The sequence below is a fragment of the Kitasatospora sp. NPDC089913 genome, assembly GCF_044748625.1.
Lineage (GTDB): Bacteria > Actinomycetota > Actinomycetes > Streptomycetales > Streptomycetaceae > Kitasatospora.
Genome location: NZ_JBIVGI010000026.1, coordinates 1 through 20,432, shown reverse-complemented (window position 1 = coordinate 20,432; position 20,432 = coordinate 1). Strand labels below are relative to the sequence as shown.

Below are 20,432 nucleotides of genomic sequence, written 5' to 3'. Positions count from 1 at the left end.
TCCCAGGTGCACCTTCGCCGGTTGGCACGTGCCTCCCGGATGTGCGTGCGGTCTAATACACCACACCGTGCTGGCGCTGCGTCACCCCACGGTAGCAACTAGTGGCGGGAATCTTCCGGGCCGTCGGAAGGACGGCCTCCGGCCTGCGAAGACCCGGGGCTGCCGGTCCGGCCGGGGGCGCTCACCACCGGGGCTCACGCCCCCGAGCCGCCGGCCGGGGCGGGGTCAGAGCCGGACCGGCTTCTCCAGCCGGACGTCCGCGGCGTCCAGCCAGGCCCGCAACGGCCCGTCCTGGCCCTGTTCGACGGCCTGGGCGACCGGCTCGGCCAGGTCGGTGCGGCGGACCCCGCCGAGCAGCAGCACCGGGCCGTCCAGCCAGTCGAGCCCGGGGACGGCGCCCGCGGTGTCCACGGCGGCGCAGCAGACCATCGCGGTGACGTGGTCGACCAGGACGTCCCGCCCGGAGCGGACCGGTTCGAGCAGCGGCGCGGGCGTGGTGGCGCGGGCCAGCTGGGCGGCGAGCGCGGCGGCCAGCCGCTCGCCGTCGCCGTCGGCCAGCCGGCCCAGCAACCGGGTCAGGGTCGGGGCCCCGGGGCGGGCCTGCGGGGCGAGCAGGTCCAGCGCGGACTGCAGGGCGGCGGCGCGGGCCCGCCAGCCGGCGTCCACCACCTCGGCCGGGTAGTCGACCCACTCCAGCTCGCGCCAGGCGCCGGAGGCGGGCGCCCCGAAGAACAGTTCGGCGGCGAGCCGGGAGACCGCGGCGTCCACCTCGCCGGGCTCCTCCAGCAGGTCGCAGGCCGGGCGGTCGCCGAGCCGGCTGCTGTAGCCGTCGGCCAGCCGGTCGCGCCGGGACAGCTCGGTGAGCGCGGCCACCACTCCGGCGTTCAGGTGCGCCGGGTGCCGACCGAGCCGCCAGGCGGGCAGCGCGACCCGGGTGAGCAGCCGGTCCCAGCCCGCGTAGGCGAGGCCGACCTGCTCCTGGGCCGCGATCCGCAGGCCGTAGTCGACGCCGCGGGCCTGCTCGGAGGCCCAGCCGGCGACGGAGCGCTCCAGCTCGGCGGCGTGCTCGCGGCAGGCGCCCAGCAGCCGGCGGGTGATCCGGTCGGTGAGGCGGTCGGTCAGGGCGACCGGGCCCCGGCGGGGCGGGCGCGGTGCGCAGCCCCCGGGGAGGCCGGCCGGTCCGTCGGCGGGACCCGCGTCCAGGCTGGCGTCCAGGGCGCGCAGGAAGTGCCGGGCGGCGGCGATCTCCGGGTCCGCGGCGGCCGCGGTGCCGGCCACCACCGGGGCGAGCAGGGCCCGCAGCTCACCGGCGCGCATCCACCAGAGGAACGGCGAGCCGACGACCAGCACCGGGGCGGTCGGTTCGTGGCCGGCCGCCCGGGAGCGGCGGGGCCCCGGCGCGGGCACGTCCTCGAGCCAGCTGTCGCAGTCCGGGGTGAGCGCCACGGCGGACGGCGCGGGGACCTCCAGCCGGTCCGCGAGTTCGTCGATCAGCCGGTACAGCTCGGGGGCCTGGGCGCGGTCCAGCGGCACGGCCGGGGTCTGCGGCGGAACGGCCCGGCGGTAGGCGCGGGCGGCCAGCCCGGCCACCAGGAGGGTCAGCGCGGCCACCGCGCAGACCGTCCAGCGGGCGATGTCCCAGCCCACCCCGTCGGGGGAGCCGGGGGCACCGATCCGCCCGGTGAACCGGCCGGCGAGCAGCACCACCGCGGTGGCGGCGGGCAGCGCGGCGGCGGCCAGGGCGAGACCCCGGATCCGCAGGACCGCCTGGGCGTGAGCGCGCGCGGTGTCGACAGCGGCCATACGGTGCGGCACCCCCTTCGGAGCCCCGGGACACCCGTGACGGGGCCCTGAGCCGATTCGAAACGATCAGTTCCGACCGGGAAACGGTGGTGTCCGAGCCCCGGTAGTACATGCTGCGTGGCGCTTCCGACATTTTCGACGCCCGGGTCCGGGTGGGTGTTCCGGATCGGCCCGGTTTCCACTCGTCCCGGTGACACCGCCCGAAAACCGGACGGCCGCCCCCGGGAAGCGCCCGGCGGGTCCGGTCCGGCCGGACGCCGTCCAGCATCCCCCCGCACGACCGCCCTCACCCGGCGGCGGCCGGAAGCCGCCCGACCTGTGGTGCCGTGGTCCAGCGCACCATAAGGCCGGGCAGCGGGTTACGTCAGCCGGATGCGGTCGCTGTCACTCGATGGGCTGGATTCCGGGGACCGAACGGTGTGGCGGCACCGGGCGCCGCTCCCGTCCCACCCGGCCCGGAAACACCGGGGCGCGCTGCGTCCATGGGGGTTGTCCCGGGGCGCGAGGAGGGTGCCGGGGCTCGGACCGGACGTGCCCACGGGGGCCGCGCCGACGGCCCTGGCGAGGCGGGCGCGGCCCGGAACGCCCGGGCCCCCGGCGCGCGGAGGCGTGCCGGGGGCCCGGGGACGGAACGGGGGCGGGCGGCCGCTACTGCGCGGCCTTCAGGGCGATGTCCCCGCGGTGCTGGCCGCCGGCCAGTGAGATCAGCCCGACCGACCGGTACGCCCGCTCGCGCGCCTCGACCAGGTCCGCGCCGGTCGCGGTGACGGACAGCACCCGGCCCCCGGCGCTCAGCACCCGGCCCTCGCCGTCCGCCTTCGTCCCGGCGTGCAGCACGTAGGCGGTGCCGTCGGCGGACTCCGCCTCGGCCAGGCCCTCGATCGGGTCGCCGGTGCGCGGCGCGGCCGGGTAGCCCTCGGCGGCGATCACCACGGTGACCGCGGCGCCCTCGTCCCAGCGCAGGGGCTCCAGCTCGTCCAGGGTCCCGGTGGCCGAGGCGTGCAGCACGCCCGCCAGCGGGGTGCGCAGCCGGGCCAGCACGACCTGGGTCTCCGGGTCGCCGAAGCGGGCGTTGAACTCGATCACCCGGGTGCCGCGCGAGGTCAGCGCCAGACCGGCGTAGAGCAGGCCGGAGAACGGGGTGCCGCGGCGGCGCAGCTCGTCCACGGTCGGCTGCAGCACGGTCGCCAGGACGTCCTCGACCAGGCCCTCGGGGGCCCAGGGCAGCGGCGAGTAGGCACCCATGCCGCCGGTGTTGGGACCCTGGTCGCCGTCCAGGGCGCGCTTGAAGTCCTGGGCGGGCTGGAGCGGGAGGACGGTGGTGCCGTCGGTGATCGCGAAGAGCGAGACCTCGGGGCCGTCCAGGTACTCCTCGATCACCACCCTCCCGCCGCCCGGACGTCCGGGACCAGCCGCCAGACAGGCCTCGGCGTGGGCCAGCGCCTCGGCGCGGTCGGAGGTGACCACGACGCCCTTGCCGGCGGCCAGGCCGTCGTCCTTGACCACGTAGGGCGCGCCGAAGGCGTCCAGGGCCTCGGCCGCCTCGGCGGCGGTGGTGCAGAGGTAGGAGCGGGCGGTGGGCACACCGGCGCCGGCCATCACGTCCTTGGCGAAGGCCTTGGAGCCCTCCAGCAGGGCGGCCTCCGCGGACGGGCCGAACACCGGGACACCGGCCGCGCGCACGGCGTCGGCGACGCCCGCGACCAGCGGGGCCTCCGGGCCGACCACGACCAGTTCGGCGCCGAGCCGCCCGGCGAGCGCGGTGACCTGCGCGCCGTCGAGCTGGTCGACCGGGTGGACCGTCGCCACCTGCGCGATCCCGGCGTTGCCCGGGGCACAGTGCAGCTCGGTCACGGCGGGATCTTGGGACAGAGAGCGGCACAGGGCGTGTTCGCGGGCGCCGCCGCCGATGACGAGGACCTTCACGCTGGGCAAGGGTAGTCGGTGGCCGGTTCCGGCCGCTCTCCGGTCCCGTAGGAAGAGACGATCGAGGGGGTCGGGTACACGCACGGCCTCGGAGGATCGTCCAGTCCCGGGGTGCCGGAGTCGCGCCGCGGTGCCCGGGTCAGGACAGCGGGTCACCGGCGGCTCCCTCGGACGGGTGAAATCCCGCCGACCGCCGCAACCCTCCCACCTCGGGATCCGGTGGCCGAATCCGATAACGATCATTGGTGAAGCGCCCCCATGGTCAGCCATTTGGCGGTAAGAAGTGCTGTTGGACCACCGCCGGCGGCCGTCGGCGGTGCCGCCCCGGGACGCCCGCACCCGCCCCGGAACGGCGGCGTGTTCGGCGCGTTGTCCGGCGTTTCACCGGCCGTCAGGCCGACGACACGTCAGTCCGCGCAGAGTCGGGACCAGCCAGACCAGCCGTCCGCCCGCCAAGGGAGCCCCACAGGTGAGCCAGCCGGAAATGCAGCCCGAGGAGAGTGCCTGGGGCAAGGAGATCGGCGAGGAGGACCCGCCCGCCGCGACCCTCGCGCACCGCGCGTCGACCCGCCGCCGGTCCGACCTGAGTGCCCGCCAGTTCCCGCTCGGGGACTGGGGCGAGCCCGCCGAGCGGCTGGAGGAGCTGTACCGCTGGTCCGAGGAGCGGGCGGTCGAGGCGATCGACTGGTACCGCCGGGACCGGATCTGGAAGCGCCGCTGGGCCAGGCTGCTGCGCTTCGGCACCACCGGCTTCGCGGTCGGCGGGGTCACCGCCCCGCTGGTCGACCTCACCGGGACGGTCGCCCACGCCACCGAGTGGGGCTACGTCGGGCTGGCGCTGGCCGGCGCCTGCTACGGCGCGGACCGGGCGTTCGGGCTGACCTCCGGCTGGATGCGCGACGTCTCCACCGCGCAGGCGCTGCAGCGGCGGCTGGAGGCCTTCCAGTTCGACTGGGCCTCGGAGTGCGTCCGGGAGGTGCTCGGCCCCACCGAGGGGACGGCGGGCGAGGCCGCCGAGCGGTGCCTCGGGGTGCTGCGGCGGTTCTGCGAGGACGTCTCGGACATGGTCCGCACCGAGACCTCGGAGTGGATGCTCGAGTTCCGGGCCGGGATGACCCGGCTGCCCACCCAGGCCTCCGGCAGCTGGGGCGGGCGTACCGAGCCGGGCGTCGGGGCCCAGGTCCGGGTGCTGCCGCCGCCGGGGGCCAGGCCCACCATGCCGCGCCAGCGGCCGCCGGAGGGCCCGCTGCGGTAGCGGGGGGCGGGCGTCCGGGCGCGGGAGGGCGCCGGCCGGCCGTCGGCGGGCAGGGGGCGGCGGGTCGGCGGGCGGTGGGTCGGCCGACCGTGGGTCGGCCGGCGGTCGGCGGCCGACGCCCGGCGGCTCAGGCGAAGACGACCATCGAGCCCTGGTGCAGGCTCCGGGTCGCCGCCGCGTACAGGCCCGCCCAGGCGTGCCGCTCGCGGGCGAACGGGTGCAGGTCGTCCAGCGGCGGGCCGAACGGCTGCTCCAGGCCGGTCGGACCGAGCGGCCTGGTCGGCGCGGGCGGGTCGAGGAGGTCGATGCCCAGCGCCGGGGCCACGGCCTGGAGCTCGCGCAGCAGCCCGTGGCTGGAGCCGAGCGGCCCGCCCGAGGCCAGCAGCGACTCCTCCACCAGCGGGGCGGCGAACTCGATCGGCACATAGGCGCCGGCGTGGTCGAAGTGCCAGACCAGGTGCGACTGCTCGGCGCTGCTCTCGAACATCTCCAGCAGCTGCTCGTAGTCCCCGCCCAGCGCGTCCACCGGTGTGATGTCCAGGCCGGTGAGGCCCAGCAGGTAGGCCCGGCGCAGGAAGTGCAGCGAGTCGTAGTCGAAGGCGGCTATCGGCTCGACCGCCCCGCTGAGCCCGGGCACGTACCGGTAGACCGGCATCTCGGGCAGGCCGTTGCCGGCCAGTACCCGGTTGTAGAGCGCGAGGTCGTCCCGGAACGGGTTGTCGGGGCTGTGGCTCAGTACGTCCACCAGCGGGACGAGCCAGAGGTCGCAGGCCATGGGCCGGCTCTTCCTCTCCGGGCGGCGGGAACCGGCCGCGCGGGGGCGGACGGCGGACGGACGGGGGTCGGTACCCGGACGGTCGGTACGAGGAGCGGCCGGGACGAACGACCGCCCACCCTACCGGCCCGGCGCGCGATGCGGATCGGGCCGTCCCTCGGGCAGTTGGCCGGACGGCGGTTCGGGCAGCCTGCGGCCGAACCGTCCGTACGGGACCGACCGCGGCTGCGGCACCAGACCGAGGCCCAGACCCAGTTCACGGCCCAGTTCGCGGCCCAGTTCACGGCCGAGGTCGCGCTCCCGGCCCGGGGCGCCGTCGGCCTCCCGGCCCGGTTCCGCCGGGTGGCGCGCGGCACCCGGCGCCGGCTGCTCCGGCCCGGTGACGCCCGGGGACTGCGGCCGCGGGTCGCCGTCCGTCTCCGCCTCCTCCCCGGTCCCGGATGCAACGGCCGCCACCGGGCCGTCCCCGGCCCCGGGACCGCCCGGTCCGGCGACCGGGCGGCCGGTCAGCAGCGGCAGCACCCCGACCGACTCCACCTGCTGCCCGGCCAGCTCGGCCAGCAGTCCGACGGTGAAGAGGTTGTACTCGCAGACGATCCGGTGCGCGCGCGGCACGTCGCGTGCCGCGATCGCGTCCACCAGGTCGAGGTGGCTGTCCCAGCAGACGCCGCCCAGCTGCGGCATCGACCGCAGGTACCGCGCGGCGAACATCCACGACTGCACCCGCAGCCAGTCCAGGTAGTCGGCGATCCGGCGGTTGCCCAGCAGGCCGGCGACCTCCTGCCAGAACCGGCGGTCGCAGCCCACCATCACGTCCAGGTTGCCCGCCCGGGCCGCCCGCACCGCGGCGTCGGCCCGGCGGCGCAGCGAGGGCAGCCGGCTGTCGTCCGGCGGGCCGGGGTTCACGGCCAGCCGACGGAAGTAGCTGTCGGTGATCAGCACCCGGGACTCGAAGATCTCGCGGAAGTCCTCCCAGCCGAACTCGGGAACGGTGAAGCCCCGGTGGTGCTCGGCCCGGAGCAGCCCCTGTCCGGCGAGGTCGACCAGCGCCTCGCGGGCCGGGGTCGCCGAGACCTCGTAGAGCTCGGCGATCTCCTTGACGGTGAAGTTCCGCCCGGCCGCGAGCCGGCCGGCCATCATCTCCTCGCGCAGCGCGCCCGCGATCTGCTCGCGCAGGCTGTTGCGCTGGATCGCGGGACGGGAGCCGCCCGCACCGGTGCCGAACATGCGCGCGACCTCCTCGGGCGGGCCGGCGGCCTGACGGGACGGACCGGCGGAAGAACGGCTGGTAACACGACGAAGGCTCATCTTCTCAAAAAGGACACCGCTGTGTACAAGCCCCCCACATGCGCCCGCCCGCGCCCCCGCCCCGTCCTGCCCCTTCTCTTCTCCTCTGCGCTGTTCCCCACTGCCCGGCCCGGCCCCCGGCCGCGGTCCGGAGCCGCACCGCCCCTCCGGCTCGCGGACGGGGAGGGCCGTCAGCGCTGGACCGGCGCCGGGATGCCGAGCAGCCGGTCCCGGTGCACCGGGAACTCCGCCCGCGCCTTGGCCACCTCGGCCGGATCGAACTCCACGGTCAGCACCTCCTCCCCGGGCCCGGCCTCGCCCAGCACCCGGCCCCACGGGTCCACCGCGATGCTGTGACCGGCCTGCTCCACCCCGCCGTGCGTGCCCGCCGTGTTGCAGGCCAGGACGTACGCCTGTTCCTCCACCGCGCGGGCCCGGTTCAGCAGCGTCCAGTGCTCCCGCCGCCGCGCCGGCCAGGCCGCCGGGACGACCAGCACCTGCGCCCCGGCGTCCAGCAGCGCCCGGAACAGCTCCGGGAAGCGCAGGTCGTAGCAGGTCGCCAGGCCCAGCGTGCCGACGTCGGTGGCCGCGGTGACGATCTCCTGACCGGCACCCATCACCACCGCCTCGCCGCTGTCGAAACCGAAGCGGTGGATCTTGCGGTAGGTGTGCACCAGCTCGCCGTCCGGGGCGAACAGCAGCGAGGTGTTGTAGATCGGCCCGTCCGGATCGCGCTCGACGATCGAACCGGCGTGCAGCCAGACGCCGGCCGCCTTCGCCGCCGCCGACATCGCGTCCGAGGTCGGCCCGTCCAGCGCCTCGGCGCCGTCCGACCAGAGGTCGTAGGCGAAGCCGCCGAGGGCCCACAGCTCGGGCAGGACCACCAGGTCGGATCCCCGCTGGGCCCGCACCAGGGCGGCCGCGCGGGCCCGCCGTTCGGCCGGGGGCTCCGTGTCGGAGACCACGAGTTGGATCAATGAAGCGCGCACAGTACCACCGTCCACGGCAAGAGTCCTACGATCGTCACCCGAAAGCGCTGCCCTGCTCTCACCCGGCAGCGTAACGTGCGGTTAGCGTGTGCGCCCGGGACCCGGACCTTCCCGACCGGTCCCCGAGCGCGCGACACGCGTGGCAAGGCAGCTGACGGAGGGCCGGAGATTCCCGTGACGGACAACCAGACCGTGCAGGCGTACACCGACGCGTGGACGCAGTCCATCGAGGCGATATCCGAACTGGTGGCACCCCTGCCGGAGGGCTCCTGGAACCGGGCCACCGAGTGCCCCGGCTGGTCGGTCCGGGACGTGGTCTCGCACGTGATCGCCGTCGAGTCCGAACTCCTCGGCGACCCGCGCCCGATCCACGCGCTGCCCCGCGACCTGCTGCACGTCACCACCGAGGCCGCCCGCTACCTCGAACTGCCCGTCGACAAGCGCCGCTGCCACACCGCGCTGGAGATGACCGGCGAGCTGGACTACACGATCATCCGCCGCTCCCGGGCGCTGCGGAACGCCAAGCAGCTGCCGAACGAGCCGGTCCGCTGGCCGGCCGGCCCGCAGAGCCGCGACATCCCGTACCACGAGCTGCTCCGCCTGCGCGCCTTCGACGTCTGGGTGCACGAGCAGGACCTCCGCCGCGCCCTCGGCACGCCGGGCAACCTCGACTCCCCGGCCGCGCTGGTCTCCCGCGACGTCCTGCTCCAGGGCCTGCCGAAGGCCGTCGCCAACCGGGCCGGCGCCCCGGCCGGCAGCACCGTGGTCGTCGACGTCACCGGCCCGGTCGAGTTCCTGCGCACCGTCCGGGTCGACTCCTCCGGCCGCGGCAGCGTGGACGAGTCCATCAGCCTGGCCCCCGACGTCCAGCTCACCCTCGACTGGGAGACCTACGTCCGCCTCGCCTGCGGCCGCGGCCGGCCCGGCTCGGTGATCGTCGAGGGCGACCGGGAGCTCGCCGACCGCGTCCTGGCCAACTTCTCCGTCACCCCGTAGCCCTCCGCGTCACCCGCCCGGCGTACACGCACCGCGCGCGCCGGGTGGGTGCGCCTCGTGCTCCCGTACGTCACGTTGGAACCAGTACCCCCCCCTGTTCGCCGTCGTTGTTCCGGTCAGCATCACCCGGAAGAAGGAGGGGCGTCCGAAATGGACGACGAACAGACAGTGCAGGGGCGGATGGAACTGGTCCGGTCGAGCTTCCCGGTCACGGGCCAGCCGATCAGGGTCGTGATGATCGACGGCGAGCCGTGGTTCGTCACGGCGGACGTGTGCACGGTGTTGGGCCGCATGAACCCGAGTCGTGTCCGCCAGGTCGTCGGAATCGAACACACGCGAGTGATCAACTCGCGCGCGATTAACCTAACTTTTGGGAAGGTTAATCGCGTTTCCGCAGGTGAAAAACCCTACGAGCGTGGCAATCCGATGCTGAACGTGATCAGCGAAGCCGGCCTCTACAAGCTGATCATGCGCTCGAACAAGCCGACCGCCAAACCGTTCCAGGACTGGGTCACCCGGGAACTCCTCCCCTCCGTCCGCCGGGGCGACACCGACATCCCCACCCAGCAGCGGCGGATGGCGGAGACGCTCACCGAGGCGATCGGGCAGCAGGTGTACGTCGTCGCGCGAATCGAACACGAGGACTGGCCGGGCCTGACCGTCCACTCCGACGGCACGGTCCACTGCCGGCACGGGGAGATGTCCCTCCGGCTGCCCGGCCAGGACGACAGCGGGCCGCCGTTCGGCCCGTACTTCGAGTGCCGGGGCGGGGAGAGCGTCGGGATCCGGGGGAGCCGGCCGGTCCCGGGCTGCCCGAAGCTGCGGATCGTGGACCTGGTCCGGATGCGGGACGAAGCCCGGTCCGAGCCGGCGGCCGAGCCGACGCGTGACCACGCCCTCATGTACGCGGTGGTGGACTGCGGCCGGATCGACCGGATCCACGGAACGCCCCGGCAGTTCGCCGAGTTCATGCGCGAGTACGCGGACTGACCGAACGGGGGAACCCTCGGTCCGACCGAGGGTTCCCCCGTTTCCGCAGGTCGGGAACCTTAGCCGGAAGCCGCCGCCAGCCTCCGGCGCAGCCGCAGGATCATCACCGTGCCCACCGCCATCGGCACGTACTGCCAGCAGAACGCCCACCGGAAGGCGCTCGCGGAGTACCCGGCCGCGCCGTCCGGGGTGAGGGTGTCGAGCAGCACGCCGATGCCGAACAGCGTGATCATCGTGCCGATGAATCCGCCCATGTTGACGATGCCGGAGGCCGTGCCGAGGCGCTCGACGGGGTTGCGGGCGCGGGCGTAGTCGAGGCCGACCAGGGACGCCGGGCCGTTGCTGCCCATCACCAGGACGACCGTGACCAGCAGCCAGAGCGGCGGGTGCCCCGCGGGCCAGGCGAGGGTCACCGCCCAGAGCAGCGCGGTGACGCCGATGGTGGTGAGCACGATCGGCATCCGGGCCCGGGAGGTCCGGGAGAGCAGTCGGCCGAAGAGGAAGCCGAAGCTCATGTTGGCGAGCACCAGCAGGGTGAGCACCCCGCCCGCCCCGGTGCGGGTCATGCCCTGGGCCTGGACCAGGTAGGGCAGGCCCCACAGCAGGCCGAAGGCGTTGCCGGGGAACTGCGTGGTGAAGTGGATCCAGAGCCCGAGCCGGGTGCCCGGCTCCCGCCAGGCGTCCCGGACCTGCTTGCCGACGGCGGGGCGGGGCCGTCCGGCCGCCGCGACGGCCGGCGCGGGCCCCTCCGGCGACTCGCGGAGGAACAGCGCGACGAGCGCGAAGACGGCGATGCCGAGCAGGGCGATGGCGGTGAAGGTGGGCGTCCAGCCCTCGCTGTGCAGGGCCTGGGCGAGGACGACGGTGGTCACCAGGTTGCCGCTCATCCCGGCGAGGCCGGTCAGCTGGGCGACGAGCGGGTTCTTCGCGGCGGGGAACCAGCGGGCGGCGATCCGCAGCACGCTGATGAACGTCATGGCGTCGCCGCAGCCGAGCACGGCCCGGGAGGCCAGCGCGGGGCCGAAGGCGTCGGAGAAGGCGAAGGCGAGCTGGCCGGTGCTGAGCAGCACCACGCCGAGCAGCAGGACCTTGCGCGGGCCGAACCGGTCGACCAGCACGCCGACGGGTATCTGCATGGCCGCGTAGACGAGGACCTGGAGGATCGAGAAGGTGGAGAGCGCCGAGGCGCCGATGCCGAAGCGGTCGGCGGCGTCCAGACCGGCGACCCCGAGGCTGGTGCGGTGGATGACGGCCAGGACGTAGACGCTCGCCCCGATGGACCAGGCGGTCCAGGCGGCCCGGCCCCCGGGCGGCTGCCAGGGACCGGCGGCCGGAACGGCGGCCGGACCGGCGGTGGTGCCACCGGTGCGGTCGGCTGTGGCGCGAGGAGCGGAGGCGGACAGGGGGCGGGCTGAACGGGCGGGCTCCACGGTCATAGTGGCCCCAGATTAGTCATCCCATCATTGGATGCCCAGGGTGACGGCCGCCACGGAGCCCGCCACCGGCCCCTTCCCGCTCCGCCTCAGCCGGCCACCGTCCAGGAGACCGCGCGCGTCATGTAGCGCTCCCGGAACGCCTCGTCGCGCACCCAGTCCGTGGTGTCCCGGACGGTCGCCGTGACGGTCGCGGCGTGCCCGGGCTCCAGCGGCAGCGACGCGGTGTCCAGCCAGCTGCGGTCCGCCGCCTGGGGCTCGACCGGGACGCCGTCCACCGTCCAGTCCACCCGCAGCTGCCGGGCGCCGGTCAGCGGGACCGGCCGGACCTCCAGCCTGGGCCGGCCGGTGACGTCGCCCGGGGCCGGTACGGCGGCGTCGGTGGGCCGGATCCGGCGGTAGATCTCCTCGATGATCGCTTCCCGCGAGGGCAGGTTGTAGGCCCCGCCGAGGGTGCGCATCACCGAGTCCGGGGTGGGCCGGTAGATGCCGTTGGCGCTGCGGTACGCGCCGATGGTCCCGGCGCCGTCCGGGGACTCCGCGCCGAGCCAGCGCCACCACTTGGACTGCTTGCGGCGCATGTCGTCGGCGTTCTCGGTGGAGAGGTTGGGGTAGTCGGCGTCGTCGGGCGCGCTGTCGTACTCGTCGCCGAGGTCGCCGACGGTGTGCCCGATCTCGTGCTGGATGATCCGGCCGGCGTCCGGGCTGCCGCCGGCCAGGGTGGTCACCCCGGTGCCGCCGGCGCCGCCGTACTCGGTGGAGTTGGCCAGCGCGATCAGGTACTGCGGGCCGTCGCCGCGGCCGGCGAACCGGGCCGTCGCCTCCTCGTCGGCGCAGAGCAGCCGGGCGGTGCCCTCGCACCAGAAGTGCATGCCGAGCGGGGTGGCGGGGCTGCGGCCGCGGCTCTCGGTCTCGGCGATGCCGGAGACCGGGGAGACCACCTCGACCCGCCTTATGTTGAAGAACCCCTGGTAGCTGCGGAACGGCTCGATCTCCATCAGCGCCCGCCAGGCCCGGTCGGCCTGTTCGCGGAACACGTCCTGCTCCTCGGCGGTGTAGCCGTCGCCGAGCAGGACCAGGGTGATCCGGTTGGCCGGGTCGCCGGTCCGCCGTATGTCGACGGTCGGCGCGTCCCCGGCGGTGCGCAGATCGGCGTGCTGCACCGCGGTGTGCGGCGGGACCGCGCGGTCCGCCGGGGCGCCGGCCCCGATCACCCCGAACGGTGAGGGCCCGGCCAGTTCGAGCGCGGCCGGGAGTACGGCGGTGGACACCAGCACGAGCGCGGCCAGACTCCGGACGATCCGGCCAGGGTTGCCAGGCGGCATACGGGTGCGTCCTCGACGTTCCGGTCACCCGCGTCGCCCGGGTGGTGGACGCGAAGACGTACCCGCCCCGGCGTGTCGCCCTCACCGAACGGCGAAAAAGTCACCGAACTGGCCGAACCACAAGAATCTGACCAGTCATACCTATGAGTCCAACCAGGCGGATGTCGATCACCGACCGTGACCTTCGATCCACCGAAAATAATCGTGAGAATCTTTGGTTCGTCCTGCAACTGACGCCCCGGGATCGCTGTCTGTACCAGCGAAGGACGCGGGAGAGAGCATGACCGGCCAGACCGGGGGGCGCTTCCGACGCGATGGAGCGATCCGGCCACCTTCGAAACCCACACCACCGTCACCACGACATCAGACCTCGGGGGTCCTGTCATGCGCACGTCTACCATGCCCTCTTCCGCCAAGAGCACCGTCGTCCGCCGTCGCGTCGCGGCCGTCGCCGCCACCGTCCTGCTCGCCGGCTCCGTCCAGCTCCTGACCGCCGAGTCCTCCTGGGCCTGCGGCGCGTCGGACGGGGCGGCCGCGGCCGCCACCGCGAAGCCGACCGCGCCCGCCGCCCCGAAGGCCGGCACCGCGAAGCCCGGCACCGACGCCGGGAAGGCCGCGCCGGCCGCCCATGACGGAGCCCCCGGGATCGGCTTCTTCATGACCCCCTCGCTGGCCGTCACCGCGGGCGGGCCGAAGGTCGACGTCCCCGTCGAGATCGGCAACTTCACCGGGGCCGCCTACCGCAACGTGGTGCCGACCCTCTCGCTCGCCGCCCACCTGGCCGGCAACGGCGAGGGCGGCGTCTCGTACCTGGACTCCAAGTACCTGGCCGTCGAGTACAACGCCGACGGCAGCTGGCAGAAGCTCTCGCTGCGGCGCGGCTGCGACCCGACGCTGTTCGCCACCCCGGCCAAGGGGGTCCCGGTCGCGGACGGCCACGCCAACCACGTCACCTTCCGCGTGAGCGTCGCCGCGGGTGCCCCGGCCGGCCTGGACCTCCTCTACGTCGGCCTCGGGGCCACCGCCGAGGACGGGTCGCGCAGCGAGTGGGCGCAGAAGGAGATGACGGTCAAGGTTCCCGGGACCGCGAAGCCCGCCCCGGCCAAGCCGGCCGAGCCCACCGCGAAGCCCACCGCGAAGCCCACCGCCAAGCCGACCGCGCCCGCGAAGCCGGCCGCCAAGCCCGCGCCCGTCTCCGACGCCACCCCGGCAGCCACCGCGAAGCCGACCGCGCCCGCCGCCGCGCCCGCGAAGCCCGCCGCGACCGCGCCCGCCGCGCCGGCCGCACCGAAGAGCACCCCCACCGCCGCCCCGGCCACCACCGCCCCGGCCGGCACCCCGGAGCTCGCCCAGACCGGCGCCGACACCCCGAACGGCCTGCTCGCGGGCCTCGCCGCCGGCCTCGCCGCCCTCGGTGCGGGCATGGTGCTGACCGTCCGCCGCCTGCGCGCCCGGCGCTGACCCGGACGCGGACGCCGGCGCCGACGACACCGCCGCCGTCCTCGACCGACGGACCTCACCGGGGCCCTCCCCCGTGCCGCGACCGGCACCGGGGAGGGCCCGCGCCGTGGGAGGTCCGGAAGTTCCGGCGGAACCGCGACAACCCCGACCGGAGCCGGACGTCCCACTCGTCAGAGGACGAAACCTGGAGCCGCACCATGCACGAGCAGACCCGCCACCGCACCGACGTCGACCGCACCGACGACGACACCGCTTGGTCCTGAACACCACCGGGACCGAGAACGAAGGGGCCCGGCTCCGCACATCGGTGCGGAGCCGGGCCCCTTCGGGTCTCCCGGGCGGGTCAGCCCCAGGTGATCAGGCGCTTCGGGTGCTCCAGGATGCCCGCGATGTCGGCCAGCACCTTGGAGCCCAGCTCGCCGTCCACCAGCCGGTGGTCGAAGGAGAGGGCCAGCGTGGTGACCTGACGCGGGACGACCTTGCCCTTGTGCACCCACGGCAGTTCCCGGACCGCCCCGAAGGCGAGGATGGCCGCCTCGCCGGGGTTGAGGATCGGGGTGCCGCTGTCGACGCCGAAGACGCCGACATTGGTGATCGTGATCGTGCCGCCCTGCATGTCGCCGGGCGCCGTCTTCCCCTGGCGGGCCGTCTCGATCAGCTCGCCGAGCGAGACCGCAAGACCGGACAGGGTCCGGGCCCCGGCGTCCTTGATGTTGGGGACGATCAGGCCGCGCGGGGTGGCCGCGGCGATGCCGAGGTTCACCTGGCCCTTGATGACGATCTCCTGGGCCGCCTCGTCCCACTGGGCGTTGATCCCGGGGTGGCGCTTGACCGCGGTCAGCAGCGCCTTGGCGACCAGCAGCAGCGGGCTGACCCGGACGTCCCGGCCCAGCTCGCCGCTCTCCTTGAGCCGGCGGACGAACTTCATCGTCCGGGTCACGTCGACCTGGACGAACTCGGTGACGTGCGGGGCGGTGAAGGCCGAGGCCACCATCGCCTGCGCGGTCGCCCTGCGGACACCCTTGATCGGCACCCGGACGTCGCCCGCGCCGGGCAGCACCACGGCGGTGGACACCGGGGCGGCGGCGGCCGGCTCGGCGGCCGGGGCCGGCGCCGGGGCGGCGGCGGCCGCCGCGTGGGCGTGCAGGTCGTCACGGGTGATCACGCCGTCCGGACCGGTCGGGGTGACGACCCTCAGGTCGATCCCGAGGTCCTTGGCGAGCTTGCGCACCGGCGGCTTGGCCAGCGGCCGGTCGCCGGACACCTCGACAGCCGCCACCGGCACCGGGGCCGGGGCGACGACGGGCGCCGGAGCCGGCACGGCCGCCGTGGCGGTGGCCGTGACCGTGGTGCGCCGCGCCCGGCGCTGGCTGCCGCCGGTCCGCGGACCGTAGCCGACCAGCACCTCGCGCCGCTCGGGCTCGGGCGCCTCGGGGGCCTCGGCGACGGGGGCCGGGGCCGGGGCGACGGCGGCGGGTGCCCCCGCGGCTCCGGCCACCGCGACCGAGATGATCGCGGTACCGACGTCGACCGTCGCGCCCTCCGGGAAGAACAGCTGCTCGACGACCCCGTTGAACGGGATCGGCAGCTCCACGGCGGCCTTGGCGGTCTCCACCTCGCAGACGACCTGCCCGTCGGTGACGGTGTCACCGGGCTTGACGTACCAGCTGAGGATCTCGGCCTCGGTGAGGCCCTCGCCCACATCGGGCATCTTGAACTCGCGGAGCGAGCGAACTTCGGTGGTCATCGGCGCTCCCCGGTCTCAGTACGCGAACGCGCGGTCGACGGCGTCCAGCACCCGGTCCAGGTCGGGGAGGAAGGACTCCTCGACCCGGGACGGCGGGTAGGGCGCGTAGTAGCCGCCGACCCGCAGGATCGGCGCCTCCAGGTGGTAGAAGCAGCGCTCGGTGAGCCGGGCGGCCAGTTCGGCGCCCATGCCCAGGAACACCGGGGCCTCGTGCACCACGATGCCGCGTCCGGTCCGCTTGACGGACTCCTCCAGGGCGGCGAAGTCGACCGGGGTGAGCGAGCGGAGGTCGACGACCTCCAGCCGGCGGCCGTCCTCCTCGGCGGCCGCGGCGGCCTCCAGGCAGACCTTGACCATCGGCCCGTAGGCGATCAGCGTGGCGTCGGCACCGGGCCGGACGATCCGGGCGTCGTGCAGGCCCAGGTCGGCGGAGTCGCCGACCTCGCCCTTGTCCCAGTAGCGGCGCTTGGGCTCCAGGAAGATCACCGGGTCGTCCGACTCGATGGCCTGGCGCAGCATCCAGTGCGCGTCGTGCGCGTTGGAGGGGCTGACCACCCGCAGACCGGCGGTGTGGGCGAAGTACGCCTCGTGCGACTCGCTGTGGTGCTCGACCGCGCCGATACCACCCGCGTAGGGGATACGGACCGTGACCGGCATCTTGACGTGCCCGAGCGCGCGGGCGTGCATCTTGGCGAGCTGGGAGACGATCTGGTCGAAGGCCGGATAGACGAAGCCGTCGAACTGGATCTCCACGACCGGGCGGTAGCCGCGCAGCGCGAGGCCGATCGCGGTGCCGACGATGCCGGACTCGGCGAGCGGGGTGTCGATCACCCGGTCCTCGCCGAAGTCCTTCTGCAGGCCGTCGGTGATCCGGAAGACGCCGCCGAGCTTGCCGATGTCCTCGCCCATCAGGACGGTCTTCGGGTCGCTCTCCAGCGACTTGCGCAGCGCCCCGTTGAGCGCCTTGGCGATGCTGAGCTGGCCGGCCATCAGTGGTTCTCCCCCGCCTCGAAGGAGGCCGCGTACTCGATGTACCCGGCCCGTTCCTCATCGACCAGCGCGTGCGGCTCCGCGTAGACGTGGTCGAAGATCAGGGTGGGGTCGGGGTCCGGCATGCTGCGCACGCCCTCGCGCACCCGCAGCCCGAGCTGCTCGCTCTCCGCCTCGATCGAGGCGAAGAACTCCGCGTCGGCCAGGCCCTCCTTCTCCAGGAGGGTGCGGAGCCGGGTGATCGGGTCCTTGGCCTTCCAGGCCTCGGTCTCGTCGGCCGCCCGGTAACGGGTCGGGTCGTCGGAGGTGGTGTGCGCGCCCATCCGGTAGGTGAAGGCCTCGATCAGCACCGGGCCGTTGCCGGTGCGGGCGTGCTCCAGGGCCCAGCGGGTCACCGCGAGGCAGGCCAGCACGTCGTTGCCGTCGACCCGGATGCCCGGGAAGCCGAAGCCGGAGGCCCGGCGGTACAGCGGGATCTTGGTCTGGGTGGTGGTGGGCTCGGAGATCGCCCACTGGTTGTTCTGGCAGAAGAAGACCACCGGCGAGTTGTAGACCGAGGCGAAGGTGAAGGCCTCGTTGACGTCGCCCTGGCTGGAGGCGCCGTCGCCGAAGTACGCGATCACCGCGTCGTCGGCGCCGTCCTTGGTGATGCCCATCGCGTATCCGGTGGCGTGCAGGGTCTGCGCGCCGATCACGATGGTGTACAGGTGGAAGTTCTTCTCGTTCGGGTCCCAGCCGCCGTGGTTCACCCCGCGGAACATGCCGAGCAGGTTCAGCGGGTCGACGTCGCGGCACCAGGCCACGCCGTGCTCGCGGTAGGTGGGGAAGGCGTAGTCGCCCGGCCGCATCGCACGGCCGGAACCGACCTGGGCGGCCTCCTGGCCCAGCAGGGAGGCCCACAGGCCCAGCTCGCCCTGGCGCTGCAGCGAGGTCGCCTCGGCGTCGAAGCGCCGCACCAGCACCAGGTCACGGTAGAGGGCCCGGAGCTCGTCCGCCTCCACGGTGAGCGGGAAGTCCGGGTGCTCGACCCGCTCGCCTTCCGGGGTCAGCAGCTGTACGAGCTCCGGCTGGGCGTCCTTGGCCGTGGCGCGGACGCCGGGGGCAGCCTTCTTGCGGGCCCTCGCCGTGCTTTTGACGGTCACGTTCACTCCTCGGTCTGTCCGGCCGCCCGGGGTCGCCGGTGACCGGTCCGGTCACCGCCTCGCGGGGCGCGCGTGGGTGTGCGCACCCGCAGCGGGGCAGGTGGTGATCCTTTTCCGACGGCGTCCCTCACGAGAACGTTACCCAGCGTCCGTCCTCGACGCGTCTGCGCTAGGACGTCCTACTTGTTCGGGGTCTACAAACCGCGCGTGTGGCGCAGCTCTCAATTCGGTCGCGTTCAGGACACCAGCGCACGTTATCCGGGCGGAGCCTCCGGCGTAAGGGGGTTACCGGCATCGGTTTCGACCGCTCTGGCCGGATCGTGACCCCGGCGCGGTACGAGCGAGAGGTCTTTCGTAGGGTGATATGGGAGGCTTTGCGCGTGACTGATAACGGACAAATCACGGTATTCCTCCTCGACGACCACGAGGTGGTCCGCCGGGGCGTCCATGAACTCCTCTCCGTCGAGGAGGACATCGAGGTGGTCGGCGAGGCCGGCACCGCCGCCGAGGCGCTGACCAGGATCCCGGCCGTGCACCCCGATGTCGCGGTGCTCGACGTGCGGCTGCCGGACGGCAACGGCGTCGAGGTCTGCCGGGAGATCCGCTCCCGGATGCCGGAGATCAAGTGCCTGATGCTGACCTCGTTCTCGGACGACGAGGCCCTGTTCGACTCGATCATGGCGGGCGCCTCCGGCTATGTGCTGAAGGCGATCCGCGGCACCGACCTGATCACCGCGGTCCGGGACGTCGCGGCCGGCAAGTCACTGCTCGACCCGGTCGCCACCAGCCGGGTGCTGGCCCGGCTGCGGGACGGCGGCGAGAAGGAGGACGAACGGCTCTCCCAGCTCACCAAACAGGAGCGCCGCATTCTGGACCTGATCGGCGAAGGGATGACCAACCGTCAGATCGGCAATGAACTGCACCTCGCCGAAAAGACGGTGAAGAACTACGTCTCCAGTCTGCTCGCCAAGATGGGGATGGAGCGACGGACCCAGGCGGCGGCGTTCGTGGCGCGGCACCAGGCGGACCAGCAGCACTGATACGGGCGAAGCACACAATTTACGACCTGTCAAGGGCCCCCGCCGAGAGGTCCTAACCTCTGGCTGTGACTTTCAGCCAGACCCTTGCCTGTGCACCAGCCCGTCCCGACCTCACCGCACCCCCGATAGGAACGCTCAGCCCTCCCGTCCCCCACGCGGCGCTCGCCGAGGTCCTGCGCCGCTACCGGGTGGGCCGCCTGCTCACCGCCGAACCCGTCGCCGAAGGCCTGCTGAACCGCGGCTACCGGGTCACCACCGAGGCCGGCGGCTACTTCCTGAAGTGCTACGTCGACGCCGCGACCGCCGGCCGCGAGGCGGTCGCCGGCCACCACCGGGCGATGGCCGCCCTCGCCGCCCTGGGCCTGCCCGTCGAGCCCCCGCTCGCCCTCGCCGAACGGACCGGCACCATCGCCCCGTTCGGCGGCCGGCTGTTCGCCCTCTTCCCCTGGGTGGACGGCGGGCACCGCCACGGAACCGAACTGTCCCTGCCGCAGTGCGCCGAACTGGGAGCGCTGCTCGGCCGGCTGCACGGCGCCCTCGACGAGGTCTGCGCGCCCGTCGCACAACCCTCCGGCTACCGCAGCGCCGATCCCCTCGACAGCTCCGCACTCGCCCACGACCTGCGCGAACGGGCCCGCGAGCACCACCCCCGCGACGAACTGGACGCGCTGGTCGAGCGCCGGCTGGGCGAACGGCTGGAGCTGCTCGCCGAGCACGCCCACCGGCGTCCCGCCCCGGGCGCGGCTCCGCCCACCGGCTGGACCCACGGCGACTTCCACGGGCTCAACCTGCTGCACCGGGACGGACGGATCGCGGCCGTCCTGGACTGGGACAAGCTGGGCCGGCAGCCGCGCGCCGAGGAGGCCGTGCGCGCGGCCACCCTGGTCCTCAACGACCGGGTCACCGGGGTGCTGGACCTCGTCCGGGTCCGGCAGTGGTCACAGGCCTACCGGGCCACCGGGGCCGCCACCGCCGAGCACCTGGCCGCCGCGACCCACCGGGTCTGGTGGGAGCGGCTGAACGACTTCTGGATGCTCCAGTGGCGCTACCAGCGGGGCGACCACCGGGCCGACCCGCTCTACCCCGCCTCGGCGGGCCAGCTGGCGTGGTGGTGCGAGGAGTACGAGCAGGTCCTGGACGCCTTCGCCAACTGAACCGGCGGGCCGGCCGGGCCCCGCCGGGGGGGGGCCCGCCCCCCCCCCCCCGGGGCGGAAGCACACGCTGGGCACGCCGGGCGGGGGCCGCGCCCCCCGCCCCGGGCCGGACGACGGCG

The 20,432-nt window shown here is 74.2% G+C and carries 16 protein-coding genes; 6 read left to right on the top strand and 10 right to left on the bottom strand.

Going from position 1 to position 20,432, the window contains the following annotated elements; translation table 11 throughout:
* Nucleotides 1-225: 225 nt before the first annotated feature.
* Both ACIPYS_RS30840 and purD read right to left on the bottom strand, forming a co-directional pair.
* Nucleotides 226-1,803 (bottom strand): hypothetical protein, encoded by a 1,578-nt coding sequence (locus ACIPYS_RS30840; protein ID WP_093861162.1) that lies wholly within the window; start codon nt 1,801-1,803, stop codon nt 226-228.
* A 648-nt stretch (nt 1,804-2,451) separates the two neighbouring features.
* Nucleotides 2,452-3,729 (bottom strand): phosphoribosylamine--glycine ligase, encoded by a 1,278-nt coding sequence (gene purD, locus ACIPYS_RS30835; RefSeq protein WP_093861163.1) that lies wholly within the window; start codon nt 3,727-3,729, stop codon nt 2,452-2,454.
* Between the two features lie 469 nt (nt 3,730-4,198).
* Between purD and ACIPYS_RS30830 the strand changes: the two genes are divergently transcribed.
* The gene (locus tag ACIPYS_RS30830; protein ID WP_400752275.1) at nt 4,199-4,984 is read left to right on the top strand and encodes an SLATT domain-containing protein; all 786 of its coding nucleotides are present in this window, start codon (nt 4,199-4,201) and stop codon (nt 4,982-4,984) included.
* Nucleotides 4,985-5,111: 127 nt separating this feature from the next.
* Here ACIPYS_RS30830 and ACIPYS_RS30825 read toward each other — a convergent pair whose 3' ends face one another.
* The 3 genes from ACIPYS_RS30825 to ACIPYS_RS30815 all read right to left on the bottom strand — a co-directional run bounded on the left by ACIPYS_RS30825 (nt 5,112) and on the right by ACIPYS_RS30815 (nt 8,035).
* The gene (locus ACIPYS_RS30825) at nt 5,112-5,759 is read right to left on the bottom strand and encodes a hypothetical protein (RefSeq protein ID WP_093861165.1); all 648 of its coding nucleotides are present in this window, start codon (nt 5,757-5,759) and stop codon (nt 5,112-5,114) included.
* Between the two features lie 120 nt (nt 5,760-5,879).
* Entirely contained in the window at nt 5,880-6,986 is a 1,107-nt protein-coding gene (locus ACIPYS_RS30820) for a GntR family transcriptional regulator (protein ID WP_400752272.1), read from the bottom strand.
* Nucleotides 6,987-7,237: 251 nt separating this feature from the next.
* Nucleotides 7,238-8,035 carry a carbon-nitrogen family hydrolase gene (locus tag ACIPYS_RS30815; protein WP_400752269.1) on the bottom strand — a complete coding sequence of 266 codons (798 nt, stop codon included), beginning with the start codon at nt 8,033-8,035 and terminating at the stop codon, nt 7,238-7,240.
* Nucleotides 8,036-8,209: 174 nt separating this feature from the next.
* Here ACIPYS_RS30815 and ACIPYS_RS30810 point away from each other — a divergent pair, with 174 nt between their 5' ends.
* Together ACIPYS_RS30810 and ACIPYS_RS30805 are read left to right on the top strand one after the other, a co-directional pair.
* Entirely contained in the window at nt 8,210-9,031 is an 822-nt protein-coding gene (locus tag ACIPYS_RS30810) for a maleylpyruvate isomerase family mycothiol-dependent enzyme (RefSeq protein ID WP_093861168.1), read from the top strand.
* A gap of 150 nt (nt 9,032-9,181) precedes the next feature.
* Nucleotides 9,182-10,021, top strand: coding sequence for a Bro-N domain-containing protein (locus ACIPYS_RS30805; protein WP_400752266.1), 840 nt, complete (start codon nt 9,182-9,184; stop codon nt 10,019-10,021).
* 59 nt (nt 10,022-10,080) lie between these two features.
* Here ACIPYS_RS30805 and ACIPYS_RS30800 read toward each other — a convergent pair whose 3' ends face one another.
* Together ACIPYS_RS30800 and ACIPYS_RS30795 are read right to left on the bottom strand one after the other, a co-directional pair.
* Entirely contained in the window at nt 10,081-11,457 is a 1,377-nt protein-coding gene (locus ACIPYS_RS30800; RefSeq protein WP_400752263.1) for a nitrate/nitrite transporter, read from the bottom strand.
* Between the two features lie 86 nt (nt 11,458-11,543).
* A complete protein-coding gene (locus ACIPYS_RS30795) occupies nt 11,544-12,779 on the bottom strand; it encodes a M64 family metallopeptidase (RefSeq protein WP_093861171.1) in 1,236 nt (411 codons plus the stop codon).
* A gap of 384 nt (nt 12,780-13,163) precedes the next feature.
* Here ACIPYS_RS30795 and ACIPYS_RS30790 point away from each other — a divergent pair, with 384 nt between their 5' ends.
* A complete protein-coding gene (locus ACIPYS_RS30790) occupies nt 13,164-14,240 on the top strand; it encodes a hypothetical protein (RefSeq protein ID WP_400752259.1) in 1,077 nt (358 codons plus the stop codon).
* 343 nt (nt 14,241-14,583) lie between these two features.
* Here the strand turns inward: ACIPYS_RS30790 and ACIPYS_RS30785 are convergent, their stop codons facing one another.
* From ACIPYS_RS30785 to pdhA, 3 genes are read right to left on the bottom strand one after another with little or no spacing between them, the layout of a single operon-like run.
* Nucleotides 14,584-15,987: a dihydrolipoamide acetyltransferase family protein gene (locus ACIPYS_RS30785; RefSeq protein WP_093861173.1), complete on the bottom strand. Its 1,404-nt coding sequence runs from the start codon at nt 15,985-15,987 to the stop codon at nt 14,584-14,586.
* 15 nt (nt 15,988-16,002) lie between these two features.
* A complete protein-coding gene (locus ACIPYS_RS30780; RefSeq protein WP_400752255.1) occupies nt 16,003-16,977 on the bottom strand; it encodes an alpha-ketoacid dehydrogenase subunit beta in 975 nt (324 codons plus the stop codon).
* Nucleotides 16,977-18,119 carry a pyruvate dehydrogenase (acetyl-transferring) E1 component subunit alpha gene (pdhA, locus tag ACIPYS_RS30775; protein ID WP_093861175.1) on the bottom strand — a complete coding sequence of 381 codons (1,143 nt, stop codon included), beginning with the start codon at nt 18,117-18,119 and terminating at the stop codon, nt 16,977-16,979. The genes ACIPYS_RS30780 and pdhA overlap by 1 nt, the downstream gene beginning before the upstream one ends.
* Before the next feature lie 380 nt (nt 18,120-18,499).
* Here pdhA and ACIPYS_RS30770 point away from each other — a divergent pair, with 380 nt between their 5' ends.
* Nucleotides 18,500-19,159 (top strand): response regulator transcription factor, encoded by a 660-nt coding sequence (locus ACIPYS_RS30770; protein ID WP_030392468.1) that lies wholly within the window; start codon nt 18,500-18,502, stop codon nt 19,157-19,159.
* A 65-nt stretch (nt 19,160-19,224) separates the two neighbouring features.
* On the top strand, nt 19,225-20,313 hold the full coding sequence (locus tag ACIPYS_RS30765) for a phosphotransferase enzyme family protein (RefSeq protein WP_093861176.1): 1,089 nt from the start codon (nt 19,225-19,227) through the stop codon (nt 20,311-20,313).
* The last annotated feature ends 119 nt before the right edge of the window (nt 20,314-20,432 follow it).

Bases quoted from the DNA above. Each gene is read 5' to 3' on its own strand.
- ACIPYS_RS30840 (WP_093861162.1), bottom strand. From the start codon at position 1,803: ATGGCCGCTGTCGACACCGCGCGCGCTCACGCCCAGGCGGTCCTGCGG.
- ACIPYS_RS30825 (WP_093861165.1), bottom strand. From the start codon at position 5,759: ATGGCCTGCGACCTCTGGCTCGTCCCGCTGGTGGACGTACTGAGCCAC.
- ACIPYS_RS30820 (WP_400752272.1), bottom strand. From the start codon at position 6,986: ATGTTCGGCACCGGTGCGGGCGGCTCCCGTCCCGCGATCCAGCGCAAC.
- ACIPYS_RS30805 (WP_400752266.1), top strand. From the start codon at position 9,182: ATGGACGACGAACAGACAGTGCAGGGGCGGATGGAACTGGTCCGGTCG.
- ACIPYS_RS30800 (WP_400752263.1), bottom strand. From the start codon at position 11,457: ATGACCGTGGAGCCCGCCCGTTCAGCCCGCCCCCTGTCCGCCTCCGCT.
- ACIPYS_RS30795 (WP_093861171.1), bottom strand. From the start codon at position 12,779: ATGCCGCCTGGCAACCCTGGCCGGATCGTCCGGAGTCTGGCCGCGCTC.
- ACIPYS_RS30790 (WP_400752259.1), top strand. From the start codon at position 13,164: ATGCGCACGTCTACCATGCCCTCTTCCGCCAAGAGCACCGTCGTCCGC.
- ACIPYS_RS30785 (WP_093861173.1), bottom strand. From the start codon at position 15,987: ATGACCACCGAAGTTCGCTCGCTCCGCGAGTTCAAGATGCCCGATGTG.
- ACIPYS_RS30780 (WP_400752255.1), bottom strand. From the start codon at position 16,977: ATGGCCGGCCAGCTCAGCATCGCCAAGGCGCTCAACGGGGCGCTGCGC.